We start from the raw sequence: 13,265 nt of genomic DNA on the forward strand, positions 1-13,265 counted from the left end.
GTGGTTTAATGGTGGCTTCGGAGGTGCAGTTCGAACTTCCAGGTCACCAGCCGCAGGATGGTAATGAAGGCGGCGCTGGTCCACAGCGCCGTGTCGTCTGAGATGTCGGTGTATTGTAGGCCGATGTAAAGCCAGGCGCCGAAGAAGGCGCAGATGGCGTAGGGTTTGCCATCACGGAAGACCATCGGTACTTCATTGCAGACGATGTCACGCAGCACGCCGCCGAAGATACCGGTGATCACGCCCATCATGGAGGCGATGAACACCGGCATGTGCGCGGCTTGTGCCTGCGCCACGCCGGCCACGGCAAACAGGCCGAGGCCGACGGCGTCGGCCACGACAATCACCCGTTCGGAAATGATTTGCTTGACGGTGCGCATCAGCGGCGTGGCGAGCAGGGCCAGCACGAAGATCAGGATCGCGTATTCCTGGTGCATGACCCAGAACAGCGGTCGCCGGTCGAGCAGGATGTCGCGCAGCGTACCGCCGCCGAATGCGGCAATGAACGCTACCGTGAACACGCCCACAATGTCCATGCGCTTGCGGCGCGCTTCCACGAAGCCCGATAGCGCGCCTACCAATATCGCCACGATTTCAATGACGGTGATCAGGGAGACGTGTACCGGTACGTGCTTCATCTAGGCATATGGACAAGGTTGCAATGCCAGTAGGTTAACACAAGAACTTGTCAGCGCGAAGGCTGGAGCGCGGCTCTCAGTAAAACGATGAGGGCGCCTTCGCCGCCTTCGTTGTTGCGGGCCTGGCAGAAGGCGACCACGCCTTTTTGCACCAGCCAGCTGTGGACCATCGTTTTCAGCACCGGTTCCTGGCCACGCGAGCCGAAGCCACGGCCGTGGATCACGCACACGCAGCGGTGGTTGCGCTGTTGTGATTTGGTCAGAAAGGCGCCCAGCGCATCGCGCGCCTGGTCGCGGTTCATGCCGTGCAGGTCCAGTTCATCCTGCACCGGCCAATGGCCTTTGCGCATTTTTTTCATAACGTCCGGGCCGACGCCCGGCGCCGAGTAGTTCAGCGCCGGATCATCTTCCAGGTAATGGTCGACTTCAAACAGGTCGGACAGCGACTCGCGCAGCACGGCCGCATCGTCCTCGGCCTGCGTCAGCTTGCGCTTGGGCCCAGCCTCGGTTGCGACCGATTTCGGCACGCTCTGCGGCACGTAGCGGTCCGACACCGGCATGCGCTTCACGCCGCCCAGTGCGGTCTGGAAGATATTGGCTTCCACTACCTGCTTTTTTTCCTGTTTGACGCGCTCCGCCTCGGCGACGGCGCGCGTCTCAGCCTGCTCCTTGAGCTGCTTGCCCAGGGATTTCAGGTCTGCGAAGTCTTTCATTGCAATTACTCCTGACCTTCCAGGTAGCGCTGGGCATCCAGCGCAGCCATGCAGCCGGTGCCGGCGCTGGTGATCGCTTGACGGTAGATGTGATCCTGCACATCGCCGGCGGCAAACACGCCCGGTACGCTGGTGGCGGTGGCCATGCCTTCGGTGCCGGTCTTGGTTTTGATGTAGCCGTTGTGCATCTCCAGCTGGCCTTCGAAGATGCCGGTGTTTGGCTTGTGGCCGATCGCCACGAACAGGCCGTGTACGGTCACATCAGTGATCGCGCCGGTGTCGGTCGACTGGATTTTCACGCCGGTCACACCGCCGTCGTCGCCCACCACTTCGTGCAGGGTGTGGTTGTATTTGATCTCGATCTTGCCTTCGGCGACTTTGGCGTTCAGGCGGTCGATCAGAATGGCTTCGGCGCGGAACTTGTCGCGGCGGTGGATCAGGGTTACTTTGGTGGCGATGTTGGACAGGTACAGCGCCTCTTCAACCGCGGTGTTGCCACCGCCGACCACGGCCACTTGCTGGCCACGGTAGAAGAAGCCGTCGCAGGTGGCGCAAGCCGACACGCCTTTGCCCATGAAGGCGGTTTCCGACGGCAGGCCCAAGTACTGAGCCGAGGCGCCGGTGGCGATGATCAGGGTGTCGCAGGTGTATTCGTGGCTGTCGCCGATCAGTCGGATCGGTTTTTCCTGCAGTTTGACGGTGTGGATGTGGTCAAACACGATCTCGGTGTTGAAGCGCTCGGCGTGCTGCAGGAAACGCTGCATCAGGTCCGGGCCTTGCACGCCCATCGGGTCGGCTGGCCAGTTTTCCACGTCGGTGGTGGTCATCAGCTGGCCGCCTTGTTCGACGCCGGTCACCAGCATCGGCTTCAGGTTGGCGCGGGCGGCGTAGATGGCGGCGCTGTAGCCGGCAGGACCGGAGCCGAGGATCAATACGCGGGCGTGTTTAGGAGTCGTCATGGCAGTATTTCTGTGTAATGTTGGATTAATCCGAATGTGGGGGCGCGAGCAAGCGCGACAAGGTGTGTCGCTATTGCAATCACGCAAGCAATACAAGATTATAGTGCAAGCAGGGAATCAGGACGAATCGTGGGGCCGGATGTTGCCCTTATGCCTTAGAATACCGCTATAGGAACATTTCCTGACCGCTAACATTGCAATGCCTTTATACCTATGAGCAGTAAAAAAGTTCAGGAGCGCACGCCGCGATCCACTGCGGCCAGCGCTTCCGCCGCGTCCGGCTACACCCGCACCCCGACCGAGCGCCAGCCCCTGCCAAACCGGCTGGTGCGGCTGCTGTCGGAGGCGCGGTGGCTGGCGCTGGCCGTGCTCGGCGTGTATTTCGTACTGATCCTGGCGACTTATGACAAGGCAGATCCGGGCTGGTCGCACGAGGCCAAGGTTCAGCTGATCCACAACCTGGGCGGCCGCACCGGCGCCTGGCTGTCGGACCTGCTGCTGTATATTTTTGGCCTGTCCGCCTGGTGGTGGGCGTTTTGCGTGATGCGCTTTGTGTGGAAGGGCTACAAGGGCCTGACGCAAAAATACGTGCTGTCGAACGAACCCGATCCAGAGCATGAGCAGGAAGGCCTGATCCGCGCGATAGGTTTCGTGCTGCTGTTTATTGGCAGCGTCGGCCTTGAATTCCTGCGCTTGCGCACGCTGACCGGCCATGCCCAGCTGCCGCTGGTGTCCGGCGGTGTGCTGGGCCAGATGATCGGCCATTCGTCCCACGTGGCGTTTGGTTTCACCGGCGCGACTTTGCTGCTGTTGCTGCTGTTTGGACTGGGCTTCAGCCTGTTCTTCCATGTGTCGTGGATGGCGGTGGCCGAGCGCATCGGCGGCGGCATCGAGAGCGCCATCGACTGGTTCGTGCAGCGCTACCAGTACCGTGAAGACCGCCGCCAAGGCGAAGTGGCTGCCGTCAAGCGCGAGGAAGTCGTGGTGCACGAGCGCGCCAAGCACGTGGAGAAGCATCCAGTAGCTGCGCCGGTGATCAAGGTCGAGCCGCAGGTGACGACGGTGGTCAAGTCCGAGCGTGTCGAGAAGGAGCGTCAGGCCAGCCTGTTCACCGATTTGCCGCGCGCCAGTGGCGACGAGGCACTGCCGGCGCTGTCGCTGCTGGATGAGGCGGCCGAGGTGCTGGAAACCGTGTCCATCGAAACGCTGGAATTCACCAGCCGCCTGATTGAGAAAAAGCTGTCCGACTTTGGCGTGGAGGCCAAGGTGGTGGCGGCCTATCCAGGCCCGGTTGTTACCCGTTACGAGATTGAGCCGGCCACCGGCGTCAAGGGCAGCCAGATTGTGAATCTGGCGCGCGACCTGGCGCGCTCGCTGTCGCTGACCTCGATCCGCGTGGTTGAGACCATTCCCGGCAAAAATTACATGGCGCTGGAACTGCCGAATCAGAAACGCCAGATCGTGCGCCTGAGCGAGATCGTCGGCTCCAAGGTCTACAACGACAATGCCTCGCCGCTGACGGTAGCGCTGGGCAAGGACATCGCTGGCAAGCCGGTAGTGGCCGATCTGGCCAAGATGCCGCACTTGCTGGTGGCGGGTACGACGGGTTCCGGTAAGTCGGTGGGGATTAACGCCACCATCCTGTCGCTGCTGTACAAGTCCGATCCTAAAGATGTGCGCATGATCCTGATCGATCCGAAGATGCTGGAGATGTCGGTGTACGAAGGCATCCCGCACCTGCTGGCGCCGGTGGTGACTGATATGCGCCAGGCCGGCCACGCGCTGAACTGGGCGGTGAACGAAATGGAGCGCCGCTACAAGCTGATGTCCAAGCTGGGCGTGCGTAACCTGGCCGGCTACAACGCCAAGATTGCCGACGCCAAGAAGCGCGAAGAGCATATTCCGAATCCGTTCAGCCTGACGCCGGATTCGCCGGAGCCGCTGGAAAAACTGCCGACCATTGTCATCATCATCGACGAACTGGCCGACCTGATGATGGTGGTCGGTAAGAAGGTGGAAGAGCTGATCGCCCGTATCGCGCAGAAAGCCCGTGCCGCTGGCCTGCACTTGATTCTGGCAACCCAGCGCCCATCGGTCGACGTGATTACCGGCCTGATCAAGGCCAACATCCCGACCCGGATTGCGTTCCAGGTCTCGTCCAAGATCGACTCCCGTACCATTCTGGACCAGATGGGCGCGGAGACCTTGCTCGGCATGGGTGACATGCTGTATATGCCGCCCGGTACCGGCCTGCCAGTGCGCGTGCACGGCGCCTTCGTGTCCGATGACGAGGTACACCGCGTGGTGAAACATCTGAAATCAACCGGCGAGCCGGACTACATCGAGGGCATCCTCGAAGGCGGCACGCTGGAAGGCGAGGGCGGTGGTGCTGACGGTGCGCCTGCGGGCGAGGGCGGCGGCGAAGCCGATCCGATGTACGATCAGGCGGTGCAAGTGGTGCTGAAAAATCGCCGCGCTTCGATCTCGCTGGTGCAGCGCCATCTACGCATCGGCTACAACCGCGCGGCACGTCTGCTGGAACAGATGGAAAATAGCGGCGTGGTCTCCGCCATGCAATCGAACGGCAACCGCGACATTCTCGTGCCGGCTGCCAGTGCAGAATAAAAGGATAAACCGTATGACTCGTTTTAAAGCAATCGCGGCGCTGGCTGCCGGCCTGCTGCTGGCAGGCGGCGCCCACGCCAGCGCGCTGGAACAGTTCAAGAGCTTCGTCTCGACCACCAAGGCAGCCAAGGGCGAATTCGTCCAGCGCCAGGTGAAAAGCAGCACCGGTGACACGCCGAAAGTGTCGACGCCGGCGAGCGGCACCTTTGTGTTTGCCCGTCCGGGCAAATTCATCTGGTCTTATGCCAAGCCGTACGAGCAGGTGCTGCAGGCCGATGGTGACAAGCTCTACATCTACGACAAGGACTTGAATCAAGTCACGGTGAAGAAGCTGGGCGATGCGCTGGGCTCGTCCCCTGCGGCCATCCTGTTTGGCAGCAATGACCTGGAAAAGAATTTTACGCTGAGCGAAGCTGGCGCCAAGGATGGCGTCGAATTGCTGAAGGCGGTGCCTAAGGCCAAGGACACCTCGTTCGAACAAATCATCATCGGCCTGCGCGATGGCTTGCCGGTGCTGATGGAGTTGAAGGATAGTTTTGGCCAGTCGTCAGTGCTGACGTTTAAAGGCATTGAAAAAAATCCGGCGCTGAATGCGGCGAGTTTTAAATTTGTCATGCCGAAGGGCGCGGACGTATTCAATAATTGACCCCCCTGCGTCATTCCCGCGCAGGCGGGAATCCATAGAGCGCAGGCCGGCAAGCACAGCATGGATTCCCGCCTGCGCGGGAATGACGGGCTCTATCCAATAACATGGCAGATCTATTTTCCACTGAACCGCGCCAGCCGCTGGCTGAAGCCCTGCGGCCCAAGACGCTGGATGAAGTCATCGGCCAGCGCCACCTGCTGGGGTCGGGCAAGCCCTTGCGCCTGGCGTTTGAGTCGGGCCAGCCGCATTCGATGATCTTGTGGGGCCCGCCGGGTACCGGCAAGACCACCCTGGCGCGCTTGACGGCCAAGGCTTACGACTGCGAGTTCATTGCCTTGTCGGCCGTGTTCTCCGGCGTGAAAGATATCCGCGCCGCGATGGAGCAGGCGCAGCACAACCTCGACATGGGCAAGCACACCATCTTGTTCGTGGACGAGATCCACCGTTTCAACAAGTCGCAGCAGGATGCATTGCTGCCGTACGCCGAGTCCGGCCTGGTGACGCTGATTGGCGCCACCACCGAGAACCCTTCGTTTGAAGTGAATTCGGCACTGTTGTCGCGCTCGCAGGTCTACGTGCTGAAGTCGTTTGATGAGGCCGAGCTGCGCCAGATGGTCGACCGCGCCCGCGAGAAAGTGCTGACCCAGCTGGAGTTTGAAGAAGCCGCCATCGACACCCTGATCGGCTACGCCGACGGCGATGGCCGCCGCTTGCTGAACCTGCTGGAAGTCACCGGCACCGCTGCCAACGCGGCCAAGACCAACAAGATTACTGCCGAGTTCATCCAGAATGCGCTGACCCTGAACGCGCGCCGCTTCGACAAGGGCGGCGACAACTTCTACGACCAGATCTCGGCCCTGCACAAATCAGTGCGCGGCTCGAATCCGGACGCAGCGCTGTACTGGCTGTGCCGCATGCTGGACGGTGGCGCCGACGCGCGCTACCTGTCGCGCCGTATCGTGCGCATGGCGTGGGAGGACATCGGCCTGGCCGACCCGCGCGCCATGCAAATCGCCAACGACGCTGCCAACACCTTCGAACGCCTCGGTTCACCGGAAGGCGAGCTGGCCTTGGGGCAGGCGGTGATCTACTTGGCGATTGCCGCCAAGAGCAACGCCGGCTATAACGCCTTCAACGAAGCAATGGCCTTTGTCCGTAAAGACAAATCGCGCGAAGTGCCAGTCCACCTGCGCAACGCCCCGACCAAGCTGATGAAAGAACTGGGCTACGGCCACGAATACCGCTACGCCCACGACGAGCCCCACGCCTACGCCGCCGGCGAAACCTACTTCCCGGACGACATGCGCGAGCCGGGCTGGTACCAGCCAGTCCCGCGCGGCTTGGAAACCAAGATCGCCGACAAAATGGCCTTCCTGCGCAAGCTGGACGAGGACGCCGGCAAAAAGTAAAGCGGGATGTTGTAAGATAGAACATTCACGAATGACTTTGCCGCTTTAGAGGAAGAGCATGCAGCCAGCGAAGGTGGTCGACGGTGTCGACATTTTTATTGAAGGTGAGGGCACCGAGACCATCGTCATGATTCATGGCTGGCCGGATACCTATCGCGTGTGGGATGCTCAGGTAGCCGAGTTGAAGAGCCGCTATCGCTGTGTGCGCTTCACCTTACCGGGCTTCGATCTGGCAAAGCCGCGCCGCTCGTACACGCTGAACGCCATGATCCGCGTGCTGTTGCACATCGTGAACACCGTTAGCCAGAAGCAGAAAGTCATTCTGATGCTGCACGACTGGGGCTGTGTGTTCGGCTACGAGTTTTATATGCGGAACAAGACACTGGTGTCGGCTATCGTTGGTGTCGACATCGGCGATGCGCAATCGAAAGCGACTGGCCGCTCGCGCTCGGTCGGCCAGAAAATGATGGTGGGTGGATACCAGAGCACGCTGGCGCTGGCGTGGGCAATGGGCGGCCCGGTCGGCAATATGATGACCAAGACCATGGCCCGCGTACTGGGCGCGCCGTCGCCGCGCGAGTTCATCACCTCGGGCATGAATTACCCGTACTACATCCTCACCGCCGGCGCTGGCGGTTCATACAACTCGCTGGTGCCGTTCGTGCCGAAAGTGCCGATGCTGTACATCTACGGCACACGCAAGCCGTTCATGTTCCATTCGCCGCAGTGGACTGAGGCGTTGGCCGCCAAGGAAGGCTGCAAGGTGGTGGCGATGGAAACCGACCACTGGCCGATGCTGCGCGCGCCCGAGCGCTTCAACGACATCGTCATCAAATGGCTGGAGAAACCAGCACAAAATGATGACGAAAGTTCAGAGGAAGAAGACGCCGCTTAATTAACGCAGGCGGATCGGCTTCTGGTACGGCGCAAACGGTGGCGGCGGCAACTGCGCCGAAGCGTAGGCCTGGCGGAAGCATTCCGCTTTCTTGCTGTCGACGTCGGTGGTGGTGCGGGTGACCTTGCCAGCTGCGTCCAGCGTCAGCACGATCACTACCGGATGCTGCGCCAGATCGTGGCAGTTGCCGCGTTCATCCAGTTTCTTTGCATTGTTGTAGTTGAGCGAGAGATCCTCGTACTTGGTCGCCTTGTCGTTCGGGAACTGGGCGTTGAACTTGTTCATCTCAACCGCGAAGTTAGGATTGGCTGGCGGCGGCGGTTCATTGTTTTTCCACGACGAGCCGCCCATGGTCGAGCAGCCGGTGGCCATCGCCAGCGCGGCGCCTGCAGCTGCAATTTTCAAAGTATTGATGTTCATGGCTTCTCCTTGAAGGCTGTACTGTTGATCGCATCGTACAAATTTCAAGGAGTTTGTGGCGCACGATTAGTTGCGTAGGAGAAATCCTACAGCGCGCGACCAGCGGCTGGCAGGGCGTGAAGGCAGGCGAACTCGGACTGAACTGGCGCCAACCGCCTCGATCAGCATCAGGCCATCATTGGGCACCTCGAAGGATTGACCGCGCCTCAGCACGAAGTCGGTTTCCTGGTCGTAGGCGGTGATCCACGCCGTGCCGTCCAGGCATTCAATGTACTGGCCGGCCGCGTAGGCGAGCCGTAGCGGATGGTTTTGCGTCAGCCGGTATTCGGCCTGGCCTTGCTGCACTGAGATGAGTTCCGGTTTCATGGCTATCCTCCTGTGGCTACCAGAATACGGGCCAGGCCGGGACCATAACAGATGCAGCAAAACGAAATTGTTACCATCACAGCGGCTGCTTGGCTAAACTGTGATGGTCAAAATTTTACGGTGCTGTACCTGTCGTAGCCGTGCGGGCAGGGCGCACAATCGGGCGATGAGCAATCTCTACGAACAACTGGCAAATGAACTGGGTGGACTGATCGCTAACCGCGTGTTCGCGCCGGGCGACCGCCTGCCGTCGATCCGCCACCTGGCGCAGCAGAAACGGCTATCGGTCAGTACCGTGCTGCAGGCGCTGCGGCTGATGGAGGATCGCGGTTTGGTGGAAGCGCGTCCGCAAGCTGGCTACTACGTGCGTCACCGTCCGCGCATGATGGCGGTAATGAACGATGCGCCGCAGTTGCAGGAGCCGGCTTTCGTCGGCATCCAGAACTTGCTGATGCGGGTGCTGAAGGCCAATGAAGACACGGCGCTGGTGCAAATGGGCTCGTCGTGGCCGCTGGGCGAAATGCTGCCGATGAAGCGCATGCAAAAAACGGTGGCGGCAGTGGCTCGCCGCGATGCAACGCTGCTGAGCGCGGTGAGCTGCTACGAGACCAACTATCCCGAATTCGCCCGCCAGATCGTGCGCCGTGCGATCGACTGGGGGCATGTAGACCCCAACGAAATCGTGGTCACCGGCTCGTGCACCGAGGCCATCAGCCTGTGCCTGCGCGCCGTTGCCAAGCCGGGCGACACGATTGCGATTGAATCGGCCACCTATTTCGTGCTGCTGCAGCTGATTGAATCGCTGGGCATGAAGGCGCTGGAAATTCCCACCCATCCGAAAACCGGGCCTTCGATCGACGCGCTGGAATTGGCGCTGAATGCCAGCCTGGTGCAAGCGGTGCTGTTGATCCCCAATGCCAACAACCCGCTCGGCTGCATCATGCCGGAAGCGAACAAGCAGCGCTTGGCGGCGCTGGTGGGCAAGCACAATGTCCCGCTAATCGAAGACGATGTGTACGGCGACCTGTGCTTTACGCCGGAGCGGCCATGGCCCGTCAAAGCCTACGATGCCAGCGGCAATGTGATGCTGTGCTCGTCGTTCTCCAAAGCGGTGAGCCCTGGCGCGCGGGTCGGCTACGTGCTGGCCGGGCGCTATGCGCAAGAGGTGGCGGTGCTGAAAATGGTGTCGAGCGGCGCCACCAGCCATTTCTTCCAGGCCGTGCTGGCCGACTTCCTCACCGGCAGCGCCTACGGAAACCAGCTGCGCAAGATGCGGCGCGCGCTGTCGCAGCGCATCGCCCGCATGTCGGATGCGATTTGCGCCGCCTTCCCACAGCAGTGCACGGTGTCCGAGCCGCAGGGCGGGTTTGTGGTGTGGGTCAGCTTGCCGGGGCAGGTCGATGCGCTGGCCTTGCACGAGCGCGCCATTGCGCAAGGCGTGGCTTTCATGCCGGGCCAGCTGTTCTCTGCCTCTGGTAAATACAGCAACTACCTGCGCCTCAATTGCGGCAATGCCTGGAGCCCACGGGTGGAGGCCGCCATCGCCACGCTGGGGGAGCTGGTGCACCGCGAAGCTGACCGCCCTGGTGTGCTGCGCAGCGCAGCTTGATCCTTCCTTTTGCATTTCAGGCGCCGATTTTGGCGCTTCGTCGCATCCCCATCGCAAGCCAGAACGCCTTTAGGTACAGTACAACCATACCGCAGCACTTACTGACTAACCACCTGAAGGAGTACATCATGAACATCGCTAAAAACATGGAAATCATCTTCCTGGCCGCCACCATCATCGCCGGCGCCACCACCTTCGCTACCGCCGCTGATGACCGCGCCGACATCGTTGCCCCAGTCGCCAAAGTGGCCATGGTCGCCAAGGCCGATATGCCTACCGTCACCGTCAGCGCCAAACGCCTGACCGCCGCTGAAAAAGCCGCCCTGTAATGGCGGCAGCCGGCGGGCTGCGCAAAACTCGCGAGGAAGTGGCTTCATCTTGGTACAATTGACGTTTTCGATACAAACGGCACCTTGTTCCCATGATTGATATCCAACTTCTCCGTAAAGACATCGCCACCGTCGCCGAACGCCTGGCGGCCCGCAAGTTCAAGCTCGACGTGGACGCGTTTAACGCCCTCGAGTTGGAGCGTAAAGCGATCCAGATCCGCACCGAAGAACTGCAAGGCAAACGCAACTCGCAGTCCAAGCTGATCGGCATGATGAAGGGCAAGGGCGAAGACACCACCGCCGTGATGGCAGAAGTGGCCGGCCTGGGTGACGAGCTCAAGGCCAACGAAGTGAAACTGAGCGAGTTGCAGGCCAAGATCAGCGACTTCGTGCAAACGATCCCGAACCTGCCGCACGAGTCGGTTCCGGTTGGCAGCGATGAAACCGGCAACGTGGAAGTGCGTAAAGTCGGCACGCCCCGTACTTTCGATTTCGAGATCAAGGACCACGTCGACGTTGGCGCCCCGTTGGGCCTGGACTTCGACACTGCGACCAAGCTGACCGGCTCGCGCTTCTCGGTGATGAAAGGCGGCATCGCCCGTCTGCACCGCGCACTGGCGCAGTTCATGCTGAACACCCACACCGACGAGCACGGCTACACCGAGTGCTACACCCCCTACATGGTCAACGCCGATTCGCTGCGCGGCACCGGCCAGTTGCCGAAATTTGAAGCCGACCTGTTCTCGGTGAAAAAAGGCGGTGCGGAAGGCGAGGGCGAAACCTTCTACCTGATCCCGACCTCGGAAGTCTCGCTGACCAACATCGTGCGCGACGACATCGTGGCGGCTGAAGCGCTGCCGCTGAAAATGACTGCTCACACGCCATGCTTCCGTTCGGAAGCGGGTAGCTACGGCCGCGACACCCGCGGCATGATCCGCCAGCACCAGTTCGACAAAGTCGAGATGGTGCAAGTGGTGCATCCGGATCACTCGTACGCTGCGCTGGAAGAAATGGTTGGCCACGCCGAGACCATCCTGAAGCGCCTGGGCCTGCCATACCGCGTGATGTCGCTGTGCACCGGCGATATGGGCTTTGGCGCTACTAAGACCTATGACCTGGAAGTGTGGCTGCCGGCGCAGAACACCTACCGTGAAATTTCCTCGCTGTCGAACTGCGAAGCGTTCCAGGCGCGCCGCATGCAGGCACGCTTCCGCAATGCCCAAGGCAAGCCGGAACTGCTGCACACTCTAAACGGTTCGGGCCTGGCCGTGGGCCGTACGCTGGTCGCTGTGTTGGAAAATTACCAGCAGGCAGATGGCTCGGTAGAGATCCCGGAAGTGCTGCGTCCGTACATGGGCGGACAAACTTCGTTGAAAGCGTAAATTTGCCCTTCCATTTTCTCAAGCACCTGCTATAATCTTGCCTTCTCGCAGCAGCAGGTGGGAAAACGGAGAGGTGGCAGAGTGGTCGAATGTACTTGACTCGAAATCAAGCGTAGGGGCGACCCTACCGTGGGTTCGAATCCCACCCTCTCCGCCATTTGTTTGGATGTGAGAAAAAGTAGTAAAAATGTTGCACCAGGAGAGGTGGCAGAGTGGTCGAATGTACTTGACTCGAAATCAAGCGTAGGGGCGACCCTACCGTGGGTTCGAATCCCACCCTCTCCGCCAATATTCATCAGAAAAGCTCCCTTCGGGGAGCTTTTTTGTTTTCGGGGTCAGCTCTGTTTTCGGGGTCAGCTCTGTCATTTGGACACGCAGTGAGCACTTTTGATGTTTATCAAGGCATCCGCTGTTCTTTGACGAAGGTTTTTACCGCGCGGCTCACCGTTTTGACCGAAACCCGCGCAAAGCGGGCGATTTCGGGCATGGAATAAGCCATTGACAGGTAAGCGCACGCCATCGCTTCTTTCGGCGAGCGATATCGTACAAAGTATTCTGCTAGCGGCAAAATAATCGCGCTTCGTTGATTGCGTTTGATCTCAGACAGATCCCCCGGCACATTCTTGCCGATTACCTGCTGGCAAAATGCCTCATCGCCAAGCAACAATTGATTTCTCACCGCGCGCAGCGGGCTGGCGCCCTTAATTCCTGCAAGTGTAAACTCCCGATAGGCGTGTTGAGCTTCGCGCCGATTGCTGCCGAATTGCGCCAGCACCAAATCAAGTTGCAGCCATGCTTGTGCATCTTCCAGCCCGATGGTGGCGCGATAGCTGCTCCACGGCCACTTCTCCGGCATTGATGTTATGCCTGCTCGCACCGGGTTCAATTCAATGTAGCGTGATAGCTCCTGTAAATAACTTTCATGCTGGCACAGAATGGCTTTGTAGCGCCCCTGATATACATGCCCGACCAGGTCGTGCTGGCGGTTGAAGTACTGCGAGTAGTTGCCATTGAGGTAGCGCATGCCGAGACTCAGCCGGCCGTTGAGTGTCTCCAGCAGCAAGTGGTAGTGATTAGTCATCTGGCAGTAGGCGTGTACCGCAAAATTGAAGCGCGTGCAGGTGTCGCCCAGCAGGGAAAGCCATACCAGGCGGTCGCTGTCTGAGCGATAAATACTGTCCTGCCTATCGCCGCGTGCGGTGACATGGTAGAGGGCGCCTTTGTACTCGATTCGTAGTGGCCGGGTCATACGGCGAGTGTATGGCCGTGAGCCG

Annotated in this window: 13 protein-coding genes and 2 tRNA genes; 9 read left to right on the forward strand and 6 right to left on the reverse strand. The window is 60.2% G+C overall.

Features of this window, described 5'->3' with window-relative positions:
* Nucleotides 1-5: 5 nt before the first annotated feature.
* Genes GTP46_RS14465 through trxB form a run of 3 tightly spaced genes read right to left on the reverse strand, consistent with a single transcriptional unit; the run spans nucleotide 6 to nucleotide 2,310 of the window.
* Nucleotides 6-638, reverse strand: a complete 633-nt coding sequence (locus GTP46_RS14465) for a trimeric intracellular cation channel family protein (RefSeq protein WP_161007337.1) — start codon at nucleotides 636-638, stop codon at nucleotides 6-8.
* Between the two features lie 50 nt (nucleotides 639-688).
* Nucleotides 689-1,351, reverse strand: a complete 663-nt coding sequence (locus GTP46_RS14470) for a Smr/MutS family protein (protein ID WP_161007338.1) — start codon at nucleotides 1,349-1,351, stop codon at nucleotides 689-691.
* A gap of 5 nt (nucleotides 1,352-1,356) precedes the next feature.
* Nucleotides 1,357-2,310 (reverse strand): thioredoxin-disulfide reductase, encoded by a 954-nt coding sequence (trxB, locus tag GTP46_RS14475; RefSeq protein ID WP_161007339.1) that lies wholly within the window; start codon nucleotides 2,308-2,310, stop codon nucleotides 1,357-1,359.
* Nucleotides 2,311-2,523: 213 nt separating this feature from the next.
* Here trxB and GTP46_RS14480 point away from each other — a divergent pair, with 213 nt between their 5' ends.
* The 4 genes from GTP46_RS14480 to GTP46_RS14495 all read left to right on the forward strand — a co-directional run bounded on the left by GTP46_RS14480 (nucleotide 2,524) and on the right by GTP46_RS14495 (nucleotide 7,885).
* Nucleotides 2,524-4,935: a DNA translocase FtsK gene (locus GTP46_RS14480; RefSeq protein ID WP_161007340.1), complete on the forward strand. Its 2,412-nt coding sequence runs from the start codon at nucleotides 2,524-2,526 to the stop codon at nucleotides 4,933-4,935.
* A gap of 13 nt (nucleotides 4,936-4,948) precedes the next feature.
* Nucleotides 4,949-5,581, forward strand: a complete 633-nt coding sequence (gene lolA / locus GTP46_RS14485; RefSeq protein ID WP_161007341.1) for an outer membrane lipoprotein chaperone LolA — start codon at nucleotides 4,949-4,951, stop codon at nucleotides 5,579-5,581.
* A gap of 104 nt (nucleotides 5,582-5,685) precedes the next feature.
* Nucleotides 5,686-6,990: a replication-associated recombination protein A gene (locus tag GTP46_RS14490; protein ID WP_161007342.1), complete on the forward strand. Its 1,305-nt coding sequence runs from the start codon at nucleotides 5,686-5,688 to the stop codon at nucleotides 6,988-6,990.
* Between the two features lie 58 nt (nucleotides 6,991-7,048).
* Nucleotides 7,049-7,885, forward strand: a complete 837-nt coding sequence (locus GTP46_RS14495) for an alpha/beta fold hydrolase (RefSeq protein ID WP_161007343.1) — start codon at nucleotides 7,049-7,051, stop codon at nucleotides 7,883-7,885.
* Here the strand turns inward: GTP46_RS14495 and GTP46_RS14500 are convergent, their stop codons facing one another.
* Together GTP46_RS14500 and GTP46_RS14505 are read right to left on the reverse strand one after the other, a co-directional pair.
* Complete coding sequence (locus tag GTP46_RS14500) at nucleotides 7,886-8,305, reverse strand: hypothetical protein (protein WP_161007344.1); 420 nt, start codon at nucleotides 8,303-8,305, stop codon at nucleotides 7,886-7,888.
* 66 nt (nucleotides 8,306-8,371) lie between these two features.
* A complete protein-coding gene (locus tag GTP46_RS14505; protein ID WP_161007345.1) occupies nucleotides 8,372-8,671 on the reverse strand; it encodes a DUF2917 domain-containing protein in 300 nt (99 codons plus the stop codon).
* A 166-nt stretch (nucleotides 8,672-8,837) separates the two neighbouring features.
* On the opposite strand from GTP46_RS14505, the gene GTP46_RS14510 reads away from it, so the two are divergent.
* The 5 genes from GTP46_RS14510 (at nucleotide 8,838) to GTP46_RS14530 (ending at nucleotide 12,279) form a co-directional block, all read left to right on the forward strand.
* A complete protein-coding gene (locus tag GTP46_RS14510; RefSeq protein ID WP_161007346.1) occupies nucleotides 8,838-10,280 on the forward strand; it encodes an aminotransferase-like domain-containing protein in 1,443 nt (480 codons plus the stop codon).
* Nucleotides 10,281-10,408: 128 nt separating this feature from the next.
* Nucleotides 10,409-10,609: a hypothetical protein gene (locus tag GTP46_RS14515; protein WP_161007347.1), complete on the forward strand. Its 201-nt coding sequence runs from the start codon at nucleotides 10,409-10,411 to the stop codon at nucleotides 10,607-10,609.
* Nucleotides 10,610-10,701: 92 nt separating this feature from the next.
* A complete protein-coding gene (gene serS, locus GTP46_RS14520) occupies nucleotides 10,702-11,991 on the forward strand; it encodes a serine--tRNA ligase (RefSeq protein ID WP_161007348.1) in 1,290 nt (429 codons plus the stop codon).
* A 67-nt stretch (nucleotides 11,992-12,058) separates the two neighbouring features.
* A tRNA-Ser gene (locus GTP46_RS14525) sits at nucleotides 12,059-12,148 on the forward strand.
* Nucleotides 12,149-12,189: 41 nt separating this feature from the next.
* Nucleotides 12,190-12,279 (forward strand) — tRNA-Ser (locus GTP46_RS14530).
* A 109-nt stretch (nucleotides 12,280-12,388) separates the two neighbouring features.
* Here the strand turns inward: GTP46_RS14530 and GTP46_RS14535 are convergent.
* The gene (locus GTP46_RS14535) at nucleotides 12,389-13,240 is read right to left on the reverse strand and encodes a transposase (RefSeq protein WP_161007349.1); all 852 of its coding nucleotides are present in this window, start codon (nucleotides 13,238-13,240) and stop codon (nucleotides 12,389-12,391) included.
* Nucleotides 13,241-13,265: the final 25 nt, after the last annotated feature.

This window comes from Duganella flavida (genome assembly GCF_009857445.1).
Lineage (GTDB): Bacteria > Pseudomonadota > Gammaproteobacteria > Burkholderiales > Burkholderiaceae_D > Rugamonas > Rugamonas flavida.